The sequence below is a fragment of the Litoreibacter meonggei genome (genome assembly GCF_003663885.1).
Classification (GTDB): domain Bacteria; phylum Pseudomonadota; class Alphaproteobacteria; order Rhodobacterales; family Rhodobacteraceae; genus Litoreibacter; species Litoreibacter meonggei.
The window spans coordinates 473,858-496,146 of sequence record NZ_RCCE01000001.1 but is presented as its reverse complement, the minus strand read 5'-3'; the positions used below and the strand labels follow the sequence as shown (position 1 = coordinate 496,146).

General features: G+C 58.5%; 27 protein-coding genes. 10 read left to right on the top strand and 17 right to left on the bottom strand.

All coding sequences use genetic code 11. The features are described from left to right. Window positions 1-52: 52 nt before the first annotated feature. The 6 genes from BCF46_RS02395 to rimK all read right to left on the bottom strand — a co-directional run bounded on the left by BCF46_RS02395 (window position 53) and on the right by rimK (window position 4,588). On the bottom strand, window positions 53-1,213 hold the full coding sequence (locus BCF46_RS02395; RefSeq protein WP_121021349.1) for a cytochrome P450: 1,161 nt from the start codon (window positions 1,211-1,213) through the stop codon (window positions 53-55). Continuing rightward, the gene (gene tpiA / locus BCF46_RS02390; protein ID WP_121021347.1) at window positions 1,214-1,966 is read right to left on the bottom strand and encodes a triose-phosphate isomerase; all 753 of its coding nucleotides are present in this window, start codon (window positions 1,964-1,966) and stop codon (window positions 1,214-1,216) included. Window positions 1,967-1,978: 12 nt separating this feature from the next. Beyond that, on the bottom strand, window positions 1,979-2,302 hold the full coding sequence (locus BCF46_RS02385) for a TfoX/Sxy family protein (protein WP_121021345.1): 324 nt from the start codon (window positions 2,300-2,302) through the stop codon (window positions 1,979-1,981). Next, window positions 2,299-2,664 (bottom strand): HesB/IscA family protein, encoded by a 366-nt coding sequence (locus BCF46_RS02380; RefSeq protein WP_121021343.1) that lies wholly within the window; start codon window positions 2,662-2,664, stop codon window positions 2,299-2,301. The genes BCF46_RS02385 and BCF46_RS02380 overlap by 4 nt, the downstream gene beginning before the upstream one ends. Continuing rightward, window positions 2,664-3,026, bottom strand: coding sequence for an SUF system Fe-S cluster assembly protein (locus BCF46_RS02375; RefSeq protein ID WP_073139864.1), 363 nt, complete (start codon window positions 3,024-3,026; stop codon window positions 2,664-2,666). The genes BCF46_RS02380 and BCF46_RS02375 overlap by 1 nt, the downstream gene beginning before the upstream one ends. Window positions 3,027-3,187: 161 nt before the next feature. Beyond that, window positions 3,188-4,588, bottom strand: a complete 1,401-nt coding sequence (gene rimK / locus BCF46_RS02370) for a 30S ribosomal protein S6--L-glutamate ligase (protein WP_121021341.1) — start codon at window positions 4,586-4,588, stop codon at window positions 3,188-3,190. Window positions 4,589-4,640: 52 nt separating this feature from the next. Here rimK and tgt point away from each other — a divergent pair, with 52 nt between their 5' ends. Continuing rightward, the gene (gene tgt, locus BCF46_RS02365) at window positions 4,641-5,771 is read left to right on the top strand and encodes a tRNA guanosine(34) transglycosylase Tgt (RefSeq protein WP_121021339.1); all 1,131 of its coding nucleotides are present in this window, start codon (window positions 4,641-4,643) and stop codon (window positions 5,769-5,771) included. 3 nt (window positions 5,772-5,774) lie between these two features. Here the strand turns inward: tgt and BCF46_RS02360 are convergent, their stop codons facing one another. Both BCF46_RS02360 and BCF46_RS02355 read right to left on the bottom strand, forming a co-directional pair. After that, on the bottom strand, window positions 5,775-6,272 hold the full coding sequence (locus BCF46_RS02360; protein WP_121021337.1) for a YcxB family protein: 498 nt from the start codon (window positions 6,270-6,272) through the stop codon (window positions 5,775-5,777). Between the two features lie 56 nt (window positions 6,273-6,328). Then, on the bottom strand, window positions 6,329-7,192 hold the full coding sequence (locus tag BCF46_RS02355) for a hypothetical protein (RefSeq protein ID WP_121021335.1): 864 nt from the start codon (window positions 7,190-7,192) through the stop codon (window positions 6,329-6,331). 295 nt (window positions 7,193-7,487) lie between these two features. Here BCF46_RS02355 and lon point away from each other — a divergent pair, with 295 nt between their 5' ends. Next, entirely contained in the window at window positions 7,488-9,896 is a 2,409-nt protein-coding gene (lon, locus tag BCF46_RS02350) for an endopeptidase La (RefSeq protein WP_121021333.1), read from the top strand. A gap of 92 nt (window positions 9,897-9,988) precedes the next feature. Further along, window positions 9,989-10,348 carry a VOC family protein gene (locus tag BCF46_RS02345; RefSeq protein ID WP_121022245.1) on the top strand — a complete coding sequence of 120 codons (360 nt, stop codon included), beginning with the start codon at window positions 9,989-9,991 and terminating at the stop codon, window positions 10,346-10,348. Here BCF46_RS02345 and BCF46_RS02340 read toward each other — a convergent pair. From BCF46_RS02340 to purB, 3 genes are all read right to left on the bottom strand, one after another. Next, window positions 10,345-11,442: a FliG C-terminal domain-containing protein gene (locus BCF46_RS02340; RefSeq protein WP_121021331.1), complete on the bottom strand. Its 1,098-nt coding sequence runs from the start codon at window positions 11,440-11,442 to the stop codon at window positions 10,345-10,347. The genes BCF46_RS02345 and BCF46_RS02340 overlap by 4 nt on opposite strands. 155 nt (window positions 11,443-11,597) lie before the next feature. Continuing rightward, window positions 11,598-11,759 carry a hypothetical protein gene (locus tag BCF46_RS19680; protein ID WP_162848056.1) on the bottom strand — a complete coding sequence of 54 codons (162 nt, stop codon included), beginning with the start codon at window positions 11,757-11,759 and terminating at the stop codon, window positions 11,598-11,600. Window positions 11,760-11,870: 111 nt separating this feature from the next. Then, window positions 11,871-13,172 carry an adenylosuccinate lyase gene (gene purB / locus BCF46_RS02335; protein ID WP_121021329.1) on the bottom strand — a complete coding sequence of 434 codons (1,302 nt, stop codon included), beginning with the start codon at window positions 13,170-13,172 and terminating at the stop codon, window positions 11,871-11,873. Window positions 13,173-13,253: 81 nt separating this feature from the next. Between purB and BCF46_RS02330 the strand changes: the two genes are divergently transcribed. Both BCF46_RS02330 and BCF46_RS02325 read left to right on the top strand, forming a co-directional pair. After that, complete coding sequence (locus tag BCF46_RS02330; RefSeq protein WP_121021327.1) at window positions 13,254-13,601, top strand: hypothetical protein; 348 nt, start codon at window positions 13,254-13,256, stop codon at window positions 13,599-13,601. 9 nt (window positions 13,602-13,610) lie between these two features. Beyond that, entirely contained in the window at window positions 13,611-14,042 is a 432-nt protein-coding gene (locus BCF46_RS02325) for a DUF6314 family protein (protein ID WP_121021325.1), read from the top strand. Here the strand turns inward: BCF46_RS02325 and BCF46_RS02320 are convergent. Both BCF46_RS02320 and BCF46_RS02315 read right to left on the bottom strand, forming a co-directional pair. Next, on the bottom strand, window positions 14,039-14,722 hold the full coding sequence (locus BCF46_RS02320; RefSeq protein WP_121021323.1) for a helix-turn-helix transcriptional regulator: 684 nt from the start codon (window positions 14,720-14,722) through the stop codon (window positions 14,039-14,041). The two genes, BCF46_RS02325 and BCF46_RS02320, sit on opposite strands and share 4 nt — an antisense overlap. A gap of 7 nt (window positions 14,723-14,729) precedes the next feature. Continuing rightward, the gene (locus BCF46_RS02315) at window positions 14,730-15,047 is read right to left on the bottom strand and encodes an antibiotic biosynthesis monooxygenase family protein (protein WP_121021321.1); all 318 of its coding nucleotides are present in this window, start codon (window positions 15,045-15,047) and stop codon (window positions 14,730-14,732) included. A 232-nt stretch (window positions 15,048-15,279) separates the two neighbouring features. Between BCF46_RS02315 and BCF46_RS02310 the strand changes: the two genes are divergently transcribed. The 5 genes from BCF46_RS02310 to BCF46_RS02290 all read left to right on the top strand — a co-directional run bounded on the left by BCF46_RS02310 (window position 15,280) and on the right by BCF46_RS02290 (window position 18,269). Next, on the top strand, window positions 15,280-15,492 hold the full coding sequence (locus tag BCF46_RS02310) for a twin-arginine translocase TatA/TatE family subunit (RefSeq protein ID WP_121021319.1): 213 nt from the start codon (window positions 15,280-15,282) through the stop codon (window positions 15,490-15,492). A gap of 42 nt (window positions 15,493-15,534) precedes the next feature. Then, the gene (gene tatB, locus BCF46_RS02305) at window positions 15,535-16,005 is read left to right on the top strand and encodes a Sec-independent protein translocase protein TatB (protein ID WP_121021317.1); all 471 of its coding nucleotides are present in this window, start codon (window positions 15,535-15,537) and stop codon (window positions 16,003-16,005) included. Further along, complete coding sequence (gene tatC, locus BCF46_RS02300) at window positions 16,002-16,919, top strand: twin-arginine translocase subunit TatC (RefSeq protein ID WP_121021315.1); 918 nt, start codon at window positions 16,002-16,004, stop codon at window positions 16,917-16,919. Before tatB ends, tatC begins: the two co-directional genes overlap by 4 nt. A 10-nt stretch (window positions 16,920-16,929) precedes the next feature. After that, entirely contained in the window at window positions 16,930-17,769 is an 840-nt protein-coding gene (locus BCF46_RS02295) for an ATP-binding protein (protein ID WP_121021313.1), read from the top strand. Between the two features lie 179 nt (window positions 17,770-17,948). Then, entirely contained in the window at window positions 17,949-18,269 is a 321-nt protein-coding gene (locus BCF46_RS02290; protein ID WP_121021311.1) for a hypothetical protein, read from the top strand. Window positions 18,270-18,410: 141 nt separating this feature from the next. Here the strand turns inward: BCF46_RS02290 and BCF46_RS02285 are convergent, their stop codons facing one another. From BCF46_RS02285 to surE, 4 genes are all read right to left on the bottom strand, one after another. After that, window positions 18,411-19,472 (bottom strand): Hint domain-containing protein, encoded by a 1,062-nt coding sequence (locus tag BCF46_RS02285; RefSeq protein ID WP_121021309.1) that lies wholly within the window; start codon window positions 19,470-19,472, stop codon window positions 18,411-18,413. Between the two features lie 120 nt (window positions 19,473-19,592). Then, window positions 19,593-20,735: a M23 family metallopeptidase gene (locus BCF46_RS02280; protein ID WP_245989721.1), complete on the bottom strand. Its 1,143-nt coding sequence runs from the start codon at window positions 20,733-20,735 to the stop codon at window positions 19,593-19,595. 78 nt (window positions 20,736-20,813) lie between these two features. Beyond that, window positions 20,814-21,467 (bottom strand): protein-L-isoaspartate(D-aspartate) O-methyltransferase, encoded by a 654-nt coding sequence (locus BCF46_RS02275; protein ID WP_121021305.1) that lies wholly within the window; start codon window positions 21,465-21,467, stop codon window positions 20,814-20,816. Next, window positions 21,464-22,249 (bottom strand): 5'/3'-nucleotidase SurE, encoded by a 786-nt coding sequence (gene surE, locus BCF46_RS02270; RefSeq protein ID WP_121021303.1) that lies wholly within the window; start codon window positions 22,247-22,249, stop codon window positions 21,464-21,466. Before surE ends, BCF46_RS02275 begins: the two co-directional genes overlap by 4 nt. Window positions 22,250-22,289: the final 40 nt, after the last annotated feature.

Genomic DNA, 22,289 nt, shown 5'->3' with positions numbered 1-22,289 from the left:
CTAAATGAGCCGCTGCGCGGCGCGACATTTTGATTGGCGCTTAGCTGACCGTTTAGCGCGTGACCATCAGGCGGGTTAGCCCGTGGAAATGGTAGCTGGTGGCGTATTCAGGCTCTTCCGCCAGTGCCAGATCGGGGCAGCGGTCAAACAGCGTTTTGAGCGCGATTGACAGCTCCAGCCGTGCCAGCGGGGCACCGACACAGAAATGCAGGCCGGAGCCGAAACTGGAATGTGGCACCAATTCGCGGGCGGGATCGAAGCGGTTCGGGTCTGCGTAAACTTCAGGGTCGCGATTGGCGGCCCCCAGCAATAGCCCGACTTGCTCGCCCTTTTTGAAGTGGTGACCGAAGGCGTCCATGTCATCCGTCGCGTATCTGGTGAACATGTGCAGCGGCGGGTCAAAACGCAGGACTTCTTCGGCGAACAGGTCGGAATCGTCGGGGCGCAGGCCCGTTTGCAGCGCGGTCTTGACGCCGTTGCCAAGGGTGTGGACCGTCGCCTCGTGACCCGCGTTCAGCAGCAGGATGCAGGTTGTGATCAGCTCGTCCGTGGTCAGGCGCTCGCCGTCTTCTTCTGCCGCGATCAATTGGGTGATCAGGTCATCGGCGGGGGCCGCGCGGCGGGCTTTGACATACTCCGCAAGGTAGGCCGAGAAATCCTGTGCGGCTTGCGCGGCGGCCTCTTCGTCGGCGCGGGTGCGGGCGGCCATATACATGCGCACCATGGCGTTGGACCAGCGCAGCAGGTCGGGGGCTTTGTCTTCGGGGACGCCGAGCAGGCGGGCGATGATGATCACCGGAAGTTGTTGGGCTAATCCGGTCAGCAGGTCGAAAGGCTCATCGGGGAACGCGTCGATCAGCTGGTGGCAGAGGGCCTCGATTTCAGGAGCCAGCGCCTTGATCCGCCGCGAGGTGAACGCCCTCAAGACCAAGCCGCGAAGGCGGGTGTGACGGGGCGGCTCCAGCTCCAGCATGGAATGCGCCTCGATCGCGTAGAACGGTTTCTGGTGGTCGGGAATGACCGGCGGCGTCGGGTTTTCACGCCCGAAGCGGCGGTCGCGCAGCAGCGCCGAAACTGCAGGCTGTGAGGCGGCGACGGGCATGTTGTAATCCTCCCACCAGACAAGCAGCCCGAGCGGGCGGATGCGGTCATAGAACGGGTAGGGGTTCTGGTTCAGCGCCGGATCGGTGGGCGACTGCGTCACGCGTTGCATTTAGATGGCGTCTTCCAAGGCTTTGATAATGCCGGAAAAGTCGCTTGCCTTCAGGGAGGCACCTCCGACCAATGCACCGTCCACGTTCGACACCGCAAAGATGTCGGACGCATTGCTTGGCTTGACCGAGCCGCCGTAAAGCAGCCGGATGGAACGGCCCACGCCCTCGCCAAAGCGGGCTTCGAGCTTGGTGCGGATAAAGTCATGCACGTCGCCAATCTGGCCCAGTGTCGGAACCTTGCCGGTACCAATCGCCCAGATCGGCTCGTAGGCGATGACCGTGTTTTCGCCGGTCAGCACGTCGGGCAGCGAGCCCGCCAACTGGCCTGCGATGATGTCGAGCGTGTTGGCGGCTTCGCGTTCTTCTAGGCTTTCGCCAATACAAATCACGACCTTCAGCCCGGCGGCCAGTGCGGCGCGGGCCTTGCCGCGCACATCATCGTCGCTTTCACCGTGGTCTTCGCGGCGTTCAGAATGGCCAAGGATCACGTGCGACGCGCCCGCGTCTTTCAGCATTTGTGCCGAGATGTCGCCGGTATGCGCGCCGCTTTCTTCCGCGTGGCAGTCTTGGCCTGCGATCGCAAGGCGGTGATCCGAGGCGGTGACCACCATGGACGAGATCAACGTCGCAGGGGGCGCGATCAACAGATCGACCTTGGGATCAGGGTGGGCCGCGCACAGCGCTTCAACCTCGGTCAATTGGGCCGATAGCCCGTTCATTTTCCAGTTTCCGGCGGCGAGTTTGCGGCGCATAAGCAGTGTCCTTCAGAGATTTTCCAAAGCGCGGGCGGCAAGGGCGCTGGCCTCGGACGGGTCGTCGAGAAACTGGTCGGGCAGCGACCAGTAGGGCATGCCTGTCACTTTGCCGTCCTTGCGCGTGTAGGTCCAGCGTGTTCCGCCAAGCGCCTCAATTTCTGGGATAAAGTCGCCCTGCGCCTTGAGGAATATCTGACCGTCGGAATGCAGAAGGGCGAAAATTTGCCCGTCCGAATAGAGGCAGAGCCCACCCATCATTTTGCGGGTCGATATGGCGGGGATGGCGGCGAAAAGCTCGCGGGCGAAGGCGATATCTGCTTCGCCGACGCTCATTCTTTGGCGAACAGGCTTTCGTCGAACTTGATCGACTCGCCGCATCCGCAGGCCTCGGAGACATTGGGGTTGATGAACTTGAACCCGCTTTCCAGCAGGCTGGTTTCATAGTCGATTTCGGTGCCGAACAGGAACATCTGTGCCATGGGCGCGATGATCACGCGGGCGCCGTTTTGCTCGACCACCTCGTCGTTGGGCGCGACTTCATCCACGTAGTCCATGGTGTATTCCATGCCTGCGCAGCCACCTTTTTTGACGCCTATTTTCAAAGCCTTATGCCCGTCGCGCGCCATCAGCTTGGCGATCTGGGCAGCGGCCCGATCAGTGATGGAGACCGCTTGTTTGCCGGGAATGGAAAACATCACATGAACCCCAGTTCCAGACGGGCCTCGTCCGACATCATTTCCATGCCCCAAGGCGGATCCCATGTGATGTCCACATCAACCTGTTTCACGCCCGCAAGCGGTTCCACGGCTTCGGCGAGCCATCCGGGCATTTCGCCTGCGACGGGACAGCCGGGGGCGGTCAGCGTCATGATGATCGACACCTCGTTTTCGGCGCTGATCTCGATAGTGTAAACCAGTCCGAGATCGTAGATATTGACTGGAATTTCAGGGTCATAGACCGAGCGACACGCCTCCACGACATTATCATAAAGCGGGTGGTCGGTGGAGGACGGCTTGATCAGCGGCGCCCCTTCAAGTTGTTCTGTTGGCTGGTTCATTTCTTACATCCATCAGGGATAGTTGAGTAAAGATATAAGGATTAGCTGTGGCATCGTCCAGTGCTGCGCCTGAACCATTTTGTCGCCATGGTGGGATAAGCTCTCCTTTTACACCTCAAGCTACAAAGAGAACCTCACGTTTTTGCCATGACATGCATAATTCATGGCGTGGTCTTACGTCTCTTTTTTAGTGGGGCAGGGCGAACACGCATTTCGATTTGGTCGAACAGCAATGCCGCGATGTTCTTACCGGAGGCTTTTTCGATGCCCTCCAGGCCGGGGGACGAATTGACCTCCAGCACTTTAGGGCCTTCAGACGACCGCAACAGGTCCACTCCGGCCACCCCTAGCTTGAACGCTTTTGCAGAGCGGGTGGCGACGTCGCGTTCTGCCTTGGAAATACGGGTCACCTCCGCCGTTCCGCCGCGATGCAGGTTAGATCGGAAATCATCCCCGTCCGATGTGCGTTTCATCGACGCCACGACTTTGCCTCCGATTACGAGGCAACGAATATCCTCGCCTGCGGATTCTTTCACGAAATCCTGCACGAGGAAGTTGGCTTTCAGGCCCCGAAAGGCGTCGATTACGGACTCGGCAGCTTTTTTTGTTTCGGCCAGTACCACGCCCTTTCCTTGGGTGGATTCCAACAGTTTCACAATCAAGGGAGCGGTGCCCACAAGGTCCATCAGGTTCTTGGTGTCCTTCGGCGACGCGGCAAAGGCGGTCGTCGGCATGCCGATGCGGTGGCGGGCCAGCACCTGATGCGCGTGCAGCTTGTCGCGGGACGCGGCGATGCCTTCGGAGCCGTTGACGCAATAGGTGCCGAGCGTTTCAAACTGGCGCAGAACGGAACATCCATAGGTGGTGATCGACGCGCCAATGCGCGGAATCACGGCGTCGAAGCGGGGCAGGCGTTTGCCGTCGTAGTAGACCTCCGGCGCCTTGGCGTTGATCGCCATGTAGCAGCGGGTGGTGTCGATGACCTCGACCACGTGGCCGCGTTGCTCCCCCTCGGACACCAGCTTGGCGGTGGAATAGCTGCCAGCCTCGCGTGACAGAACCGCGATGCGCAGGGCTCGCGCTTTAGTCGCGGTGCGTAGTTTGGAGGCGGTATAGACGTCGTAACTAAGGTCTGGCTGGCAAAAGCGCTCGGATGGAGCGACCATGGTGTTTTCGCGGAGGGCCTGACGCCCCAACAACATGCGATAGGCCATGGAGCCGCGATCGGTGAGCGTTACCTCGATGGGCCAGCTTTGGCCGCCCACTTCCAGCGTTGTCTCGATGACGTAGCGCAATTCAGACTCGCCATTTGACGAGATAACGTCGCGACGGTCGATGATCGGTGCCGAGCATGGGATGATCAGCGAGTCGTTGCCGGGAATCGGGTGAACTGCAAAGCGAACCTTGGGACGTGAGGCGGAGCCGAAAGGCTCGATGTCAAACGCGTGCAGCGCCGAGGTTTTGGCCCCCGTATCCACCTTTGCTTTGATTGTCGGCAAGGAAAGATCGGGCAGGCTTAGCCATTCTTCCCAACCCAGTTTAAGAACTGAATCATCATTCATTCGCGACTGTCTCCCTTGCGCAGAACTCACTTTTACCCCTAAAGCGGCGGGCATGACACAGAGATTTCAGTTTGACATTCACGCCGTTGACGGAAAGGCCCGCACCGGCACGATTTCCACCCCGCGTGGCGACATCCGCACACCGGCCTTCATGCCGGTGGGGACTGCCGCCACCGTAAAGGCGATGATGCCCGAAAGTGTGCGCGCGACCGGGGCCGATATCCTGCTGGGCAACACCTATCATTTGATGCTGCGCCCGACCGCGGAGCGGATTGCCAAACTTGGTGGCCTGCACAAATTCATGAACTGGGACCGCCCGATCCTGACCGATAGCGGCGGGTTTCAGGTGATGAGCCTTGCGGAGTTGCGCAAACTGACCGAGGAAGGCGTGACGTTCAAATCGCATATCGACGGCTCCAAGCATATGCTGTCGCCGGAACGGTCTATGGAAATCCAAAAGCTGCTCGGCTCCGACATTGTGATGTGCTTTGACGAATGCCCCGCACTTCCCGCAGATCGGGAGCGGATCAACGAGAGCATGCAATTGTCGATGCGGTGGGCCGCGCGGTCGCGTGAGGCATTTGGCGACCGGCCCGGCCACGCGTTGTTCGGCATCCAGCAAGGCGGGTTGGAGCAAGACATGCGCGCGGAAAGCGCCGCAGCGCTGACCAAGATCGGTTTTGACGGATATGCTGTGGGTGGCTTGGCTGTGGGCGAAGGGCAAGAGGCCATGTTCGGCTGTCTCGACTACGCACCGGAGCAGTTGCCGCAGGACAAGCCGCGCTATCTGATGGGCGTGGGCAAGCCTGACGACATTGTGGGCGCAGTGGAGCGTGGCATCGACATGTTCGACTGCGTGCTGCCGTCACGATCCGGCCGCACGGGGCAAGCGTTCACGCGGCGCGGCGTGGTCAACGTCAAGAATGCGCGGCACATGGACGACCCGAGGCCGCTGGACGAGGACTGCACCTGCCCGTGCTGCTCGCACTATTCGCGGGCCTATCTGAGCCATGTGTTCAGGGCGCAGGAGATGATCTCGTCGATGCTCGTGACATGGCATAACCTGCATTACTACCAGGAACTATTGGCAGGTTTGCGCGGCGCGATTGCTGAGGGAAATTTGGCCGACTTCGTGAAAACCTTCCACGAGACGCGCGCGCTTGGGGATATCGAACCCGTGTAGTCGTCAGGTCCAGCGCATCTTTGCGCGGGGGAGGTTGGCGGTGATGGTGTCGCGCAGGGTTTCAATCTCCCAGTCGTCCTTGCACGCACGTTTTGGAATGATCGACAGCCCGCGACGTGGGAGCAGCAGGAAGAAGTAGTCCGGTGTTTCGGCGTATTTGGTAAATGTTGTCCAAGGCAGCTGCGATTGACCCTCGGCAGATTTGGTTTGCACCTCGTCTGACGTGAAGCTGGCGGTAATGGGCGCGCTGTATTTTATCATTTTCCGGTATGCACGCCGCCACAGAAAGTTGCGCAACAGCGTAATCGCCGGAAAGACGGCGCCCGCGCCGATCCAGATCCACCCAACGCCGAAGCCCCAGATCAGCAACCCTGTGCCCGCGATCAGGGCGAAGGCCGTCAACAGCCAGTTGCCCAGATCACCGATACCCCGATAAGACCAGAACGCACGGGCCGCGTGCATGAATTCCGCTTCGTCAATTTGGTACGTGAGGGTAGTCATGGAGCGCAAGCTAGACCAGTTTCACCTGCTTGCACCAGACGCGTCTTGCCGGTGAATTATTCGACGGCCATCATGCTTGATTTGCGTGTTCCATAGGTCTCGCCGTAGAGCGTTTCGAGCTTTTCCAGTAGCTTGTCGTGCTGGTAGCCAAGTGCGTCATCAAACCAACGCTCCACCAAGCTGCCGATGCTCAGGCCCGACCGCTCTTCGACGCAGGACAAGAAACATGTATCGCGCTCCAACACGGTCGCCCGCAATGAGAAGATTCCGTCGACAACAGTGCCATCCGCCTCGGTGCCTTGAAAAAAGAATCGGCAGGCTGACGGCTGGTCGCGCTCAAGGAAGGTTAGTGTGTATTGCGCTGCACGGTTTTTGCGGCCCTTGAAGGTCACGTGAACCGTGTCCGGATCTTCGTCGTCTTCTTGATAGTGTGCCATCATGCCGGTGCAATGTGCATCAGGCTCCGCGGCGCCGGGAACTACGTGTCGCCAGATCAGGCGGGCAGGGAAAGGCACATGCCCCGAATGGCGGTCGCGCCAAGTAGTTTCGGCACCGATTTTGCGGGATAATTTGCTGTGAAGTCCGGCCCAGATCAATCCGGCCAGCAGAACAAGAACTACACCACCGCCGACACCCTGAAGGTAGCCGTCGAAGTTATATCTGAGTGCGTAAAACAATAGCGCCGCAGTCGCAAATGCGGCCATCCCGATGATTTCCAGAAATCCGCGGCGGCGTGGGATAAGTGCGTAAACGCCGACCGCTGCGATCGAGAAGGCGATGAAAGATATCAAGAATGTACCGACATAGCTTATGGTTGGCAGGGCTGGCATCGTTCCGGCCAATTCTGCCGTGCAGAACAATGCCAAGCCGCCGGAAAACACGGCGAAGCGGCGGTAATGACGTAGAAGAAGCGTTAACATTCAGATTTGCCCGTAGTCGTTGTTTCTTTTGTTATTCGACCAATCTAGCCGTGCAATGGGGCATGAGTGAGGCTGGATTTAGCATTTCCAATGGCTGAGTTCGGGTGAATTTGGAACAAAATTACCCAGCGATCCGCTTGTATCCACCGCGCCGCACGTTCACACTGGCGTCAACCAAAACGGTGGATGGTTGAAAGAGGTACGGGGGGTCCCCACCTCTGAGTCCGATACCGGAGATTACCTAACGGTTGCTGCCTCGGCGGGACCACGGCGATCTTGCCAAAAAGGAAATATAATGACCGAGCAAACAACCTTGTCTTATCCAGTCCTGCCGCTGCGCGATATTGTGGTGTTCCCGCATATGATCGTTCCGCTGTTCGTGGGTCGTGATAAGTCCGTGCGCGCCTTAGAAGAGGTGATGAAAGACGACAAGCAAATCTTGTTGTCGAGCCAGATGGACCCCGCCGAAGACGACCCTTCGTCCGACGGCATTTATGAAGTCGGTGTACTGGCGAATGTGCTTCAATTACTGAAATTACCCGACGGTACCGTGAAAGTGCTGGTCGAAGGACGCTCCCGTGTTCACATCGTGGAATACCTTGAAAATGAAAACTTTTTCGAGGCGCAAGCGGTTGAGTTGGAAGAAACCTCCGGTGATGAAGCGACAATTGTAGCCTTGACCCGATCTGTTGGGGCCGAATTCGAGCGCTATGCCAAAGTGAAGAAAAATATCCCTGAAGATGCGTTGGCTTCTGTCGCGGAAACCGAAGCACCGGAAAAGCTGGCAGACCTCGTCGGCGGGCATTTGGGTGTCGAAGTGCACCAGAAACAAGAGCTGCTGGAAACGCTGTCCGTGGCCGAGCGTCTGGAGAAGGTTTACGGGCTGATGCAGGGCGAAATGTCCGTGCTTCAGGTCGAGAAAAAGATCAAATCCCGCGTCAAGAACCAGATGGAGCGCACCCAGCGTGAATACTATCTGAATGAGCAAATGAAAGCCATTCAGAAGGAGTTGGGCGACGGCGAAGAAGGCCAGAACGAAGTGGCCGAGCTGGAAGCGAAAATCGCTAAGACCAAGCTGTCCAAAGAGGCCAAGGAAAAGGTCGATGCAGAGCTGAAAAAGCTCAAGAACATGAGCCCGATGTCTGCGGAAGCCACGGTTGTGCGCAACTATCTGGACTGGATTCTTGCCATTCCATGGGGCGTGAACTCGCGCACCAAGAAAGATTTGGTCAAAGCCCAAAAGGTTCTGGATGACGACCACTACGGCCTTGAAAAGGTTAAAGAACGCATCGTCGAATATCTGGCTGTGCAGCAACGCTCCAAGAAGCTTAAAGGCCCGATCATGTGCCTTGTGGGCCCTCCAGGTGTGGGTAAAACCTCCCTTGGGAAATCCGTGGCCAAGGCAACAGGCCGTGAATTTATCCGAATCTCTCTCGGGGGCGTGCGCGACGAATCTGAAATCCGCGGTCACCGCCGGACCTATATCGGCTCCATGCCCGGTAAGATCATTCAGGCGCTGAAAAAGGCGAAGACGACCAACCCACTGATCTTGCTTGATGAAATCGATAAGATGGGGCAGGATTTCCGTGGCGACCCTGCGTCGGCCATGCTTGAGGTGCTGGATCCGGAGCAAAACAGCACGTTCACCGACCACTATCTTGAGGTGGAATACGACCTGTCCAACGTGATGTTCCTGACCACGGCGAACAGCTACAACATGCCGGGGCCACTTTTGGACCGCATGGAGATCATTCCGTTGGCGGGCTACACCGAGGACGAAAAGTCCGAGATCGCCAAGCAGCACCTGATTGCCAAGCAGATCAAGAACCACGGCCTGAAAAAGGGCGAGTTCGAGCTGACCGACGAGGCGTTGATGGAAATGATCCGCACCTATACCCGCGAAGCGGGCGTGCGGAATCTGGAGCGTGAGATCGGCAAGCTGGCGCGGAAAGCCGTGACCCAGATCGTCCGCAAGGACGAGACGTCGATCAAGATCACGCCGGATAATCTGGGTGACTATCTTGGCGTCAAAAAATACCGCTATGGATTGGCCGAACAGGATGACCAGATCGGTGTCGTGACGGGCTTGGCTTACACGTCTGTTGGCGGCGAATTGCTGTCCATCGAGGCGCTGCGCCTGCCGGGCAAAGGCCGGATGAAGACCACCGGTAAGCTGGGCGATGTGATGAAGGAATCGATTGATGCGGCGTCGTCCTATGTGCGCTCCATCTCGCCGAAGATTGGTGTGAAACCACCGACCTTCGACAAAATCGACATCCACGTGCACGTGCCGGACGGGGCGACTCCGAAGGACGGCCCGTCCGCTGGTTTGGCGATGGTCACGTCGATCGTGTCGGTTCTGACGCAGATTCCGGTGCGCAAGGATATTGCGATGACGGGCGAGGTCAGCTTGCGCGGCAATGCGATGCCTATCGGGGGCTTGAAAGAAAAGCTGCTGGCAGCGCTGCGGGGCGGTATCAAGACCGTTCTGATCCCGGAAGAGAACGAGAAGGACTTGCCGGAAATCCCGGACAACGTGAAAGCGGGTCTGGAAATTATTCCGGTCAGCCATGTCTCGGAAGTGCTGAAACTCGCGCTTGTGTCCGAGCCGGAAGAGATTGATTGGGACGAGGCGGCGGAAGAAGCTGCGGCTGCGGCCTTGGCTGCCAAAGGTGGTGAAGGATCGGGCGCTGTCGCGCATTGATTCTGCACGCCAAACATGAGCTTTAGAGATTGGGGCGGGCCTGTATGGGTCCGTCCTTTTCCGTATCTGCAGATTCAAAAAAAGGCGGCGTAATGATTGAAGGATTGCACCATATCCAACTGGCGATGCCTACGGGGTGCGAGGACGAGGCGCGGGAATTTTACTGCGGTGTTTTGCACTTCACGGAAACCCCAAAACCCGAAATGTTGCTAGGGCGCGGTGGCGTCTGGTTCGAAGCGGGGCAGGTGCGGGTGCATCTGGGCGTCGAAACGCCCTTTACCCCAGCCAAGAAAGCGCATCCCGGATTTCAGGTCGCGTCGTTGGACGCCGTTATCCAGCATTTAAAAACGCACGGGATAGAGCCACGCACGGACACGGATTTGCCGGACATTAGGCGCGTCTATGTGAATGACCCGTTCGGAAACCGAATCGAACTGCTGGAACTCCGCTAGGCGTCTTCTTCTATTGTGATCAGGGTTATGTCGCCCGATTCCTCCAACTGACGGATCGCGGCGGTCAGCTTGCCCATCGCCGCCTCTGCGGCCTTGCCGGTCAGCGGGGATATCTCGACCAGCTCTTCGCGGATTGCGTCGGCCATACGTTTGGACAGGTTTTCCAGAATGAAATCGACGACGCTGCTGTGCTCTTCCGAACCGGTCTTCAAGGCCGCGTTCAACTCGTCGGCTGGCAGGACGCGGATAAGGGCTGGCACATCCGTCGGCTGCACCCGTGTCAGGATGTCGGCAAAGGTGAAGATGGCCTTGCGGACCTGTGCGGCAAACACGGCGTCGAGCGTTTCCAATGCGTCGAGCACTGCGTCGCGCTGGGTTGCGCCCGCCGCGTTGAGCAGTGAGGCCGCGCGGGCCACAGGTTTGGCTGTGAAAGCCCCGGCTTCGGTGCCGGATTTGCCGCTTTCAAGGATGGTTTGCGCAACAATATCAACGGTCTCAGGCTGAACCGCTCCTGTTTCCGATATGGCAAACGTCACGGCGTTTGCCGTCTCTAAGTCAAGCAGATCCATCACATTGGTGGAGGCGGCCGGGGGCAATTTTGACATGATGATCGCGGCCACGCGCGGGCTTTCCGTGGTGATACGTTCGGCCAGTTCCTTGGGTGGAATCTCGGCAATCATTTCCCATGTGTTCTTGGGCAGGGTTGGGCTGTGGATCTGGCGCATCCGCACCAACAGGCTGTCGCTGAGATTGCCTTCGAGCGCGTCCAGCGCGGCGGAGGTGTCGACCGGAAAGCTGAGCCCATGTGCGTCCAGATGTTCGGCGAATTCTGCCAGCACGGAGGCCACTGTCGCCTTGTTGATCGGGCCCATGGAGGCATAGACGCGGGCCAGATGCACCTGCGTCGCCTCGGACATAACCGAAAGCGGGATTGCCCCGCCCGCATGCAGGATCATCTGCACAATCACCGCCGCCTTCTGAGCGCCGCTGAGGTGCAGCGGCTTGTCCGACCCATCAAATGCAAAAGCCGTGCTGGCCACCTTGCCGCCAATGCCAAATCCCGCGCCCGCACGCGGTTGTGCTACCAAATCCATGGCTTGTCCCGTCCCCAATTATATTCTCGCACTGCGCAGTAGATCGGGCAGGCGTTAACGGATTGTGAGGAGAGCGGGGGGAGATAGGCGGGGTTTTAGCCAAATGCAGCAAAGGCGGCGCGAGATGAACCACGCCGCCTTTATGTTGCAGTGTTCTAGCCGGTTGGCTGGGCCACGCAGGTGCCTGTTTCAGCGTCCCATGTGGACCCCGCTTGGCAAGACGCGGCCTGCTTGTGCTGGCCAAAGGCGCACTCTGCCGAGGCGAGTGCGGGTGTCAGGGTGAGGGCCAGAGCGGCCAAGAGCGTTTTGGTCTTCATCTGAAAGTCTCTCCTGTTGGTGTGTGACAAGAAAGATAGCACGAGGTCGTTAAAAATCAAAACGCCCGCGCAGATGGCGGGCGTTTTGGGCAGAGTATTGTCGTGGCGGCTTTAGCCAAACACGCGCTTGAAGATCGTGTCGACATGCTTGGTGTGGTAGCCCATGTCGAACTTCTCTTCGATCTCATCGGCACCAAGGGCGGCCACAACGTCTTTGTCGGCCAACAATTCCTCTTTGAAATCAGTGCGATGCTCCCAGACTTTCAGCGCGTTGCGTTGGACCATCGCGTAGGCGTCCTCGCGGCTGACACCAGCTTGCGTAAGAGCAAGCAACACGCGTTGGGACATCACCAGACCGGGAAACTTGTTCATGTTGTCGAGCATGTTGTCCGGAAAGATCAGCATCTTGTCGATCACACCCGTCAGTCGCGCGAGGGCAAAATCCAGCGTGATCGTGGTGTCGGGGCCGATCATCCGTTCGACCGAGGAATGGGAAATGTCGCGCTCATGCCAGAGCGCCACATTTTCCATTGCGGGGACAACGGCCATACGAATGGTGCGCGCCAGACCCGTGAGGTTTTCCGTCAGGATCGGGTTCTTCTTATGCGGCATGGCCGAGGAGCCTTTCTGGCCCATGGAAAAGAACTCCGCGCCTTCCAGAACTTCGGTGCGCTGCATATGACGGATTTCCGTCGCGATGTTCTCGATGGAGGAGGCGACAACACCAAGCGCCGCGAAGAATGCCGCGTGGCGGTCGCGCGGAATGACCTGGGTGGAGATCGGCTCGGGCGTCAGGCCCAGCTTCTCGCAGACATGTTCCTCAACGCGAGGGTCCACATTGGCGAAGGTGCCGATGGCACCAGAAATGGCACCGGTGGAAATCTCGTCTCGGGCGGTACGCAGGCGGGTCAGGTTGCGGTCCATCTCGGCATAAAAGCGCGCGAAGGTCAGGCCCATGGTCGTGGGCTCTGCGTGAATGCCGTGAGAGCGGCCCACGCGCAGGGTGTCTTTGTGCTCTAGCGCGCGACGTTTCAAGGCAGTCAGCAGACCTTCCACATCAGCGATCAGGATATCGGCGGCGCGTACGAGTTGGACGTTGAAGCACGTGTCGAGCACATCCGAGGAGGTCATGCCCTGATGCACGAAGCGGGCTTCATCAGACCCTACATGCTCTGCAAGATGGGTGAGGAAGGCGATGACGTCATGCTTGGTGACCGCCTCAATTTCGTCAATGCGCGCCACGTCAAATTCGACGTCCTTGGCTTTCCAAACTGCGTCGGCGTTCTCGCGCGGGATTACACCCAGATCGGCCATCGCGTCGCAGGCATGGGCCTCGATCTCGTACCAGATGCGGAATTTGGTCTCGGGGGACCAGATGGCAACCATCTCGGGGCGGGAATAGCGAGGGATCATATCAAGCGCTCTCAGAGTTTGTGTGGCGGATGGTGGCGTCTTAGACTGACCCTGCGTGAGGAACAACCGGAGATAGGCGACATGAGACAGGGCGTCGCTGCCCTTGGGGCGGCTTTTGTGCTATGCTTACCAAGTTGGGCCAATGCCGATTGGCTACCACTGACCGGTGCCGAGATTGATACGGCACTGCGCGATAGAGGTTTGATCTATGAAAATGCGACCCAGCATTTTTATGCTTCCGGTCGCACGCTCTATACAAGTGGGCGCGACAGTTGGGGCTATTGGCGTGTGGAAGAAGATACGTATTGTAGTCAGTGGCCCCCTGCTGATGGCTGGGCGTGTTACAGCGTCGCGCGGCGGGCGGATAACGGGGCTTTAAAGTTTATTGGCGACAGTGGAGCCGAAACTGTCGGAATTTATAGTGACTAAGAGGACCGGATGCACAGAGGTTTGGACCAGTTCGAAGGTGAGTGGCAATTGTCCCGCATTGTCAAAGACCGTCGCAACGAAATCGAAGGGCGGCTGACAGGAACAGCGCGGTTTACCCGCACAGGGCCTCTTGAGCTGCATTACGATGAAGAGGGGGAACTGGTCTACGGCCAGCAACCCGCAATGCTCGCTACGCGTCGCTATATCTGGCGGGGGTTCGAAGGCGAGAATTCAGACAAAATTGCCGTTGAGTTCGAGGATGGCCGCCCGTTCCATTTGATCGCCCTAGATCGCTTGATGCCTGATGATAACCACCAATGTGATCCTGATTTTTATCATGTGAGCTATGATTTCACCCGCTGGCCGGAATGGGAGTCGGTTTGGCGGGTCGTTGGTCCGGCCAAGGACTACCGGATGATTTCGCGCTATACGCGGGGCTAGCAGTTGGCTTTTTGCTGGGTGATGAAGTCCGCGAGTGACTTGCCCTGTTCTTCGACGAACAGTTCAGCCATTGGCTTTAGCGCACGGATGCGATCCGCGCGGAACACGCGAAAGTCGCCGCGCAATTCGCACCATGCCGACACCGTCCAGACGCGCCCCCAATACTCCATTTGCAACGGGCGAATGACCCGCTCGCTCGGAGCGCCTTCGGCGGTGGCATATGCAATGCTGAGCTTTTGTCGCGTGCGGATCGCCGTGCGCAACTGCGGCATGAACCGGAACCCGCCCGCCGCGTCCTTGAACGGATAGACCGCGAAGCCCCAGCCGGTCGGGGGCGTCGTGCGGTCTTCAGGCAAAACAGCGTCGATCTTCGCAGACAGGCTTTGCGCCGCCTTTTGCAACTCCTCGTCAGCGACTTCGCCCACGATCGCCATGCCAAGATGCAGCGCTTCCAGCTCAACCAAAGTCAGGTTCAACGGGGGCAGGGTGATGGGGGCCGTCATCATATAGCCCATGCCCCGTTCCCCCTCGACCGGCACGCCGGACAGTTGCAGGGTTTCCATGTCGCGGTAGATGGTGCGCACCGACACCTCCAGCTCCCGCGCCAAGTCCTCGGCGCGGTGCAGGCGACCATCCCTGAGCAGCAGGATCAGGTCGAAGAGGCGGTCAGTGCGTCTCATCTACGCGTCATGGCGCGGCCATAAATACGGTCTCGTGGCGCATTTCCAGAGTTTCATGGTTCAACGCCTCGCCCATATCCGGCGCGAAGTCCTGCTGGCCGAAGCTGTCTTGCGCGGCTTTCGCACAGGTCGCGTCGGTCCATAGGATGTGATCTGTCCAGCGCCCGTCGGGGCCGCGTGTCACTTGGCGTCCCAGAAAGCCGGGCATGCCATCCACCCAGCTTTGGGTGGCACGCAAGGTCTGGAGAAACGCGCCTTCATCTGTGCCGTCTTTAAGCGAGAAGGTCACGATTTCTGCAACCTGAGGTTGGGCGGTTTTGGTCATAGGGTAGCTCCTGAAGTGATTCTGTTTCGATATGAGCTTTGTGACACCCCACAACTGACATAAAACTGTCAGGAGACTTCTCGCAAGCACTGCCACGTGACATTTCGTACGGATTTCCCCGCACCAGCGGCGTTTTGCGCCTTTTCCCCGCCCGTCCAAGCCCCTAGATAGAGGGCAGACACATTCATCCGCGCGTCCAAATCTACGCGCGCGACCAAGGGAGACCTCAATCATGTTGAACAATATTGGACTGCCGGGCCTGCTGCTCATCGCTGTCGTTGTGCTGGTCCTTTTCGGCCGTGGCAAAATCTCGGGCCTGATGGGCGAAGTTGGCAAGGGCATCACGGCGTTTAAAAAGGGCGTTGATGACAGCACTAAAGAGCTCGACGAAGCTGATGTTGCCGTCAAAGACGTCACACCCGAAGATGAAAAAGACAAAGCCTGATCTTCGTGAGCTGGGCGGTTAAGCGAACCGAAGGCATACGCCATGTTTGACATCGGCATGACCGAACTGTTGGTGATCGGGCTCGTGGCACTGATCGTGGTGGGTCCGAAAGACCTGCCGGGGATGTTTCGTACGCTGGGACAATTCACCGCCAAGGCAAAACGCATGGCACGTGAGTTCAGTCGTGCCATGGAAGACGCCGCCGACGAGGCGGGCGTTAAGGATATGGCCGACACGGTTAAGGCCGCGGCGAACCCCAAGAAGATGGGGTTGGATAAAATCCGCGAGGCCACCAATTTCGACAAATTCCCAGACGGCTCAGAGACCAAGAAACTAGCGAAAGACCGCGCCGAGGCTGCGGAGAAAATCCGCAACTCAACTGCGAAAGCCGCGGAGGCGCGTAAAGCTAAGGAAGCGGCTGCCGCCGAAGCACCAAAACCCGCACCCAAACCAAAAGCTACCGCTAAGCCTAAGACGACCGCCAAGCCGAAGTCAAAGAAAGCTGACACATGAGCGCCGAGAGCGATATCGAAGACAGCTCCGCCCCGTTGATCGAGCATCTGGCCGAGCTGCGCACCCGCGTGATCCGCGCCGCATTGGCGTTCTTGGTCGGCATGGTCATCTGCTTTACTTTCGGAAGCGCCATTCTCGACTTCCTGCTGATTCCGATCGAGAACACCATGCGGTCCTTGGGCAACCCCAATCCGGTGATGCAATACACAGCGCCGCAGGAGTATTTCTTCACACTAATCCGCATTTCCATGGTTGGCGGGCTGTTCGTGGCCTTTCCGGTGATCGGCTACCAGCTGTGGCGCTTCGTGGCACCGGGTCTCTACAAGAACGAAAAGAACGCGTTTTTACCCTTCATGATCGCGTCGCCCATGTTGTTCACGCTGGGCGCGGCCTTCGCGCATTACATCGTGGTTCCGCTGGCCATGCAGTTTTTCCTCGGCTTTGCCGACCTGCCATCTTTCTTCGCGGCAATGGTCGCCTCGGGCGAGGTCGCAGAGGCGACCAGAGATTCCGGAATCGACATTGTCTTTAACGGCAAGGTCAATGAAAGCCTTGATATTACACTGAAAATGATCGTGGCCTTTGGTCTGTGCTTCCAGCTTCCGGTTTTGCTGACCCTGATGGGCAAAGCTGGTCTGGCCACCGCTGATGGCCTGCGGAACACGCGTAAATATGCTGTTATTGGCATTTTGGTCGTCGCCGCTTTGGTGACCCCGCCGGATGTGACAACTCAGCTGATCCTGTTTGTAGTGGTCTATGGCCTTTACGAGATTTCCATTTTCCTTGTCGCACGCGTCGAGAAAGACCGCGAAGTTAAGCTGCGCGAGGAAGGTCTGTGGGATGACGACGACGATCTGGAATCTCGGGCCGATGAGGTCGATAGCGAAGATCACCCAGAAGACCGCGGCCCGTAAGGTGCAGGGTATGATCGACGACCCCATGGACCGTATTGCGCAGGCGTTGGAACGTATGTCCCCGCCGCCCGCAGATGCCCCCGATTTTGACCGCGCATCCGCCTTCTTGTGGCATGTCGAACCCGACCACCTTGTGCCCGTACACAACGTCAATGGCGTCGCCCTTGATCTGCTGATCGGGATCGAGCGCGTCCGCGACACGCTGCACGCCAACACGCTGCAATTCGCCAACGGGTTTGCCGCCAACAACGCGCTGCTCTGGGGCTCGCGCGGGATGGGGAAGTCATCGCTGGTGAAGGCAGTGCATGGCGACATCGTAGCCGCTGGTCTGCCGCTGAAACTGGTTGAGGTTCAGCGCGAAGATCTGCCCTCCATCGGGCGATTGCTGAACCTGCTGCGCGCGTCCGACCACCGCTTCGTTTTGTATTGTGACGACCTGAGCTTCAGCCATGACGACCAGCATTATAAATCGCTGAAGGCGGTACTTGACGGTGGCATCGAGGGCCGCCCTGAAAACGTGATCTTCTATGCGACTTCGAACCGCCGCCACCTGATGCCGCGCGACATGATCGAGAACGAGCGGGGCGGAGCGATCAATCCGTCCGAGGCGACCGAGGAGAAGGTCTCGCTGTCGGACCGCTTTGGTCTCTGGCTGGGTTTCCACCCCTGCACGCAGGATGAATATCTCGACATGATCCGTGGCTACTGCGCGGCGCATGAGGTGAAAATCGACGACGATACACTGCATGCCGAGGCTATCGAATGGCAGCAAACCCGCGGTGGCCGCTCTGGTCGGGTGGCTTGGCAGTACTTCACGGATCTGGCGGGGCGGCAGGGGCTTTCTGTCTAGGCAGACACGTAGCGTCCGTTCGGAACCCACGTTGCTAAACTTGCCAACCGATGGTTGTGAGCCGATTCATTCTCTTCATTCCGTAAAAATGCCTTATTCCGCGCATATGGTCCTAACCACGCGGAATAGAAATCGCGTGGATTTTAACTATTTCGCCAGTGTTTATGGAGGTTAGAGAAATGGAACACACACGTCTTCAACCGATCAAGGGCGCCTCGGCTCGGGAAAAAACCGCCTTTACGATGAAAACGATCAAGGAATTGCTGGCCGAAGAAACTGCGCGCGCCAGCCAAGAGCCTGTGTCGCCTGACCCCGAACCTGCGCCTGAAGCCAAAGATGCACCCGCAGTTGAAGCGGAACAGGCTGCTCCGCCGACGCCAGAAAAGGCCAAGTCCAAGGCGGCAGCACTGCCTCCGATTACGCCTGCACCTGGGGCGAAAGCGGCTGAAAAGCCTGCCCAGAAGCCACGCTCATTTCTGGGACGCTTGATCGGTAGCTGATCTTGCACCAAGGCGGGTTTGATACCCATGTTCAGCTATTTGCACTAAAGCGAGCCCGAGTTTCGCGACGACGCGCCGTTTCATGGCCATGCAGCCGTTCGATCCATGGGATCGGGTGGCTTGGTGGTCAAGCCTTCCCCCCTAATTCAACAAGCACTCGGCTTCGAAGCCTTTCAGGCTCATCCGCGCGGCGGGCATGGAGGGGGCTGTAATGCTATCCAGATCAGGGAACAGGCGGATCAGTTCGTCGCACGTGCCTTGGTCCAACGCGCCAAGGGCGTGCGGTCCGGGATGGAAGCTTTCTGACGCTGCCCCTTCCGCAAACACCACTTGGTGATCGTCGAACAGGATGTGGTGATAGTTGACCTTACCGCCGCGCCGTACATAGATCGTGTCGTCGTTCACAAGATCTTTGGCCTTCACAAAAACTTCCGTCTCACCGAACCAAAGTTCGGCCTGCCAACCCTCGATCAACATCCGGTGCTGGGGGGAGACGACGAGATCGCGGCTGTTGCCCAATGCGCCCTTTGTGATGATAACGGGTGCAAGATCACCCACAGCATTCACACGGCGACTACCGGTCCATGTCAGCTCTTGCAGGCCCGCGTCGCGGGTCATGACCCTGTCGCCGGGTTGCAGAAATTGCACCTCAACCGGGCCGGTTTCCGTTTCAATCAGCGTGCCGGCGGCGAAGCAAACCACTTGTGCGCCAAGGCCGGTATGAGGGGTGGAGCCGTCATTTTCTACAATGCTGCCAATGGTATAGCTCACACCTGCGGGCGGCACGCCATCAGGGAACACCAGATAGTAGCCGTCCTCTGATGCGCCGCCCACGACGTCATTCAGATCGTCATCATTGTTCAGGTCAACGTCGATGACTCCGATGCGGTAGACCGTGAAGTCTGGTCCGGGGCCCGTGACCTCAAACGTGTAATCCCAAATCGTTTGGTAATAGGTACCGCCGATCTCGGTGACCTGTTCCCAAGTCCCGCCCAGTTGCTCGTTTGCACCGATCTGCTCGTTGGTGACGTCACCATTGTAAACAGTCGCACCGGTGTTTTCGCGGACATGAAAGTTGGTGGTCACACCCGACCATGTCCATGTTCCGCCTGTCGGGGGGGCAAAAGAATAGTTCTGCGCCGAGCCGTTTACAGTGCTCTGCGTGCCGAAGATGGCGTTTGAATATCCGTAATATATGGGCACTAAGGGCCTCGATCACTGTTTAAATTTTGGTAACAATGCCCTAAAAATCAGAGCATTAAGGGGCGAAATTAAGACAAAAGCGAGGAGTTGGTCTTCTGCCCCCCGCTTTCGCCTTATTCGCTACTTCAGGAACGGCGCCGGGTCGACGCTTTCAAACCCTTCGCGCACCTCGAAATGCAAGAAGCTCGGAGACCCTTTTCCGACCTTCGCAATCGTCTTGCCGCGAGAGACCTTATCGCCTTTTTTCACTGTGATATCAGAGATATTGGCATACACGGTCAGCAGGTTTCCGGCGTGACGCAGCACCAAGATTGGCACTTGATCAGTGTCACGGGTGATAGCGGCAACCTCGCCATCTGCGGCGGCCTTGACCGACGTGCCAGTTGCCGCGGAAATGTCGATACCCTCATTTTTGCGCTTCTTGTAAGGGCGCAACACGCTACCGGATACTGGCGTTAGCAATTTTGCAGTTTTGCTCGACGCCGCGGGCTTCGCTTTAGCAGCGGCTGCCGCCGGAGTGACCTTTGGCTCGATCTTTTCAGCCGGAAGCGGTTTGGTTGCCGAAGGTGGCTGTGGCGTCGGCGTGCCGGCGCCCGGAGCGATAACAGCGGCCTCTTGAACCGCGGGCCGTTTCGTCGTGGGGGAGCCATCCTTGGCCACTGGGATCAACAGGTATTGCCCCTCACGAACTTCCAGATCGGGACCAAGCCCGTTCCATTCGGCCAGCGAGCGGGCCGAGACATTGTAAAGCCGCGCGATAGAGTAGGCGGTTTCGCCACGACCCACCTGATGGCGGATCGGCTCTGGCCCGTCGATGCGCTTGGACGGCGTCCCTTGGTTGATCTGTGATTGCGGTGCACGCCCGATGGCGGTGGTCGCGATCTGTGTAATATCAAGCGGTTGCGTCCCCGTGCCCGCCGTCGTGGGGGCGGTCGCCACCGTGCCGCGCAGGGCAAGAACTTCGCCCTTGTTCAGCCGGTCATTGGCGCGCAGGCCGTTGTAGCTGGCCAGCTCTTGCGGGCTAACGCCGATACGGTTTGCTACGGTGGTGACGGTGTCGCCACGCTCCGCCACGGCCACTTGGTAATTCGGGTAGGAAATAACGCCCCTGTTGTCAGGTTGGGGGCGCGTCCCCGTAGCCTGTCGTGCAGCACTTGAGGTGTCCAAACCGCCTGCTGTGCCGCGCAAATCTAGATCCAGATTAGCAATGCTTTGCCCAATCTGGCCGTCGCAGGCTGATAGCCCGAAACCCAATGCCACCATAGGCAATAACTTGCTGAAACGCCTGTTCCGCATATTCTTCTTCCTCAATCCATGGCCCTTATGTCTGGGCCTTTTGGTTTAGTCCCGCCCCAAACCCTCTAAAAGAGGGACGAAGCGGACCGGCATTAGTTCTTCGTAGTCAAACCCTTGCGGGGTCTTTGTTACCTTGATCAGGCTTTGCACCGCGTCGGACTGCCCCACCGGCACAACCATGATACCGCCCTCGCGCAGTTGCGCCAAGAGGGGTCCGGGGGGGTCTTCGGCCGCAGCGGTCACAAGAATGCGATCAAACGGTGCCTGCTCGGGCAAGCCGTAACTGCCGTCGCCCGTGACGATGGTAACATTGGTGATGTCGAGATCTTGGAACAACTTGCGCACTGGTCGTGTCAGGCGCGCATGGCGATCCACGCTATAGACGCGGCGGGCGAGGTGGCTCAGCACCGCCGCTTGGTAGCCGGAGCCGGTGCCGACCTCCAACACCTTGTTGCGCGGCTGCACGTCCAGCGCCTGCGTCATCAGCCCCACAACCGACGGCTGTGAAATGGTCTGCCCGCAAGCAATCGGCAGGGGCATGTCCTCATAGGCGCGGTCGGCGAATGTGCCGGTGATGAACGCGCCACGGTCGACCTTTTCCATCGCAGTCAGAACGCGCGCGTCCATAACCCCCTTGGAGCGCAGACCGTAGAGAAACTGCATTTTGCGTTCCGCTTCAGAGGTCGCCGCGTCATTCATGCCAAGCGGCTCTCCAGATCGTCCAGCAGATCATGCGCCGTCAGGTCACAGCGCATCGGCGTGACAGAAATCCAGCCGTCGATGTTGACCGTGGCATCCGTATTCTTGCCCGAACAGGTGTTCTGCGGGTTGCCCTTTATCCAGAGGTACTTGCGTCCGTTCGGCGGCATGTGGCTTTGCACGCCCATCCCGCCGGTTTTCCGCAATCCTTGACGCACGACGCGGGTCCCTTTGACGTCCGCACCGGAAACGGGCGGAAAGTTGACATTGTAGAAGGTTTGGTAGCCTTCACCGCCCCAAATGCCGTTTTCAAGCAGGTTTTTGACAAGTGCCGCACCATGCTGAGCCGACGCTTCGAACTGGTTTTCCAGCTTCACATTGGCGGGGCCGAAATATTGCGACATGGCAATCGACTTCACCCCCTGCAGCGCGCCTTCCATGGCAGCGCCGATGGTGCCGGAATAGACGGTGTTCTCGGCCGAGTTGTTGCCTTTGTTAACCCCCGACAAGATCAGGTCCGGCTTAGCCAACCCCATCACTTCATGTACGCCCGCCAGTACGCAATCCGCAGGCGCACCCTCGGCGGCGAAGCGGCGTTCGCCCAACTCTACAATCATCGTGGGGTGGGCGTAGTTGATACAATGGGCGACGCCGGATTTCTCGAAGGCGGGGGCCACGGTCCAAACCTCGCCACCCGCACCAGCGACCTCGGTGGCGATGGCGTGGATGACCTCTAGGCCCGGTGCGTTGATGCCGTCGTCATTGGTAATGAGAATTCGCATGGATGTGACCGCCCTTTTTTAGCCTAGCTTTAGGGAAAAC

Excerpts from the sequence above, each read along its gene's own strand:
- BCF46_RS02395 (WP_121021349.1), bottom strand. The coding sequence starts at position 1,213 with ATGCAACGCGTGACGCAGTCGCCCACCGATCCGGCGCTGAACCAGAAC.
- tpiA (WP_121021347.1), bottom strand. The coding sequence starts at position 1,966 with ATGCGCCGCAAACTCGCCGCCGGAAACTGGAAAATGAACGGGCTATCG.
- BCF46_RS02385 (WP_121021345.1), bottom strand. The coding sequence starts at position 2,302 with ATGAGCGTCGGCGAAGCAGATATCGCCTTCGCCCGCGAGCTTTTCGCC.
- BCF46_RS02380 (WP_121021343.1), bottom strand. The coding sequence starts at position 2,664 with ATGTTTTCCATTCCCGGCAAACAAGCGGTCTCCATCACTGATCGGGCC.
- BCF46_RS02375 (WP_073139864.1), bottom strand. The coding sequence starts at position 3,026 with ATGAACCAGCCAACAGAACAACTTGAAGGGGCGCCGCTGATCAAGCCG.
- rimK (WP_121021341.1), bottom strand. The coding sequence starts at position 4,588 with ATGAATGATGATTCAGTTCTTAAACTGGGTTGGGAAGAATGGCTAAGC.
- tgt (WP_121021339.1), top strand. The coding sequence starts at position 4,641 with ATGACACAGAGATTTCAGTTTGACATTCACGCCGTTGACGGAAAGGCC.
- BCF46_RS02360 (WP_121021337.1), bottom strand. The coding sequence starts at position 6,272 with ATGACTACCCTCACGTACCAAATTGACGAAGCGGAATTCATGCACGCG.
- BCF46_RS02355 (WP_121021335.1), bottom strand. The coding sequence starts at position 7,192 with ATGTTAACGCTTCTTCTACGTCATTACCGCCGCTTCGCCGTGTTTTCC.
- lon (WP_121021333.1), top strand. The coding sequence starts at position 7,488 with ATGACCGAGCAAACAACCTTGTCTTATCCAGTCCTGCCGCTGCGCGAT.
- BCF46_RS02345 (WP_121022245.1), top strand. The coding sequence starts at position 9,989 with ATGATTGAAGGATTGCACCATATCCAACTGGCGATGCCTACGGGGTGC.
- BCF46_RS02340 (WP_121021331.1), bottom strand. The coding sequence starts at position 11,442 with ATGGATTTGGTAGCACAACCGCGTGCGGGCGCGGGATTTGGCATTGGC.
- BCF46_RS19680 (WP_162848056.1), bottom strand. The coding sequence starts at position 11,759 with ATGAAGACCAAAACGCTCTTGGCCGCTCTGGCCCTCACCCTGACACCC.
- purB (WP_121021329.1), bottom strand. The coding sequence starts at position 13,172 with ATGATCCCTCGCTATTCCCGCCCCGAGATGGTTGCCATCTGGTCCCCC.
- BCF46_RS02330 (WP_121021327.1), top strand. The coding sequence starts at position 13,254 with ATGAGACAGGGCGTCGCTGCCCTTGGGGCGGCTTTTGTGCTATGCTTA.
- BCF46_RS02325 (WP_121021325.1), top strand. The coding sequence starts at position 13,611 with ATGCACAGAGGTTTGGACCAGTTCGAAGGTGAGTGGCAATTGTCCCGC.
- BCF46_RS02320 (WP_121021323.1), bottom strand. The coding sequence starts at position 14,722 with ATGAGACGCACTGACCGCCTCTTCGACCTGATCCTGCTGCTCAGGGAT.
- BCF46_RS02315 (WP_121021321.1), bottom strand. The coding sequence starts at position 15,047 with ATGACCAAAACCGCCCAACCTCAGGTTGCAGAAATCGTGACCTTCTCG.
- BCF46_RS02310 (WP_121021319.1), top strand. The coding sequence starts at position 15,280 with ATGTTGAACAATATTGGACTGCCGGGCCTGCTGCTCATCGCTGTCGTT.
- tatB (WP_121021317.1), top strand. The coding sequence starts at position 15,535 with ATGTTTGACATCGGCATGACCGAACTGTTGGTGATCGGGCTCGTGGCA.
- tatC (WP_121021315.1), top strand. The coding sequence starts at position 16,002 with ATGAGCGCCGAGAGCGATATCGAAGACAGCTCCGCCCCGTTGATCGAG.
- BCF46_RS02295 (WP_121021313.1), top strand. The coding sequence starts at position 16,930 with ATGATCGACGACCCCATGGACCGTATTGCGCAGGCGTTGGAACGTATG.
- BCF46_RS02290 (WP_121021311.1), top strand. The coding sequence starts at position 17,949 with ATGGAACACACACGTCTTCAACCGATCAAGGGCGCCTCGGCTCGGGAA.
- BCF46_RS02280 (WP_245989721.1), bottom strand. The coding sequence starts at position 20,735 with ATGGTGGCATTGGGTTTCGGGCTATCAGCCTGCGACGGCCAGATTGGG.
- BCF46_RS02275 (WP_121021305.1), bottom strand. The coding sequence starts at position 21,467 with ATGAATGACGCGGCGACCTCTGAAGCGGAACGCAAAATGCAGTTTCTC.
- surE (WP_121021303.1), bottom strand. The coding sequence starts at position 22,249 with ATGCGAATTCTCATTACCAATGACGACGGCATCAACGCACCGGGCCTA.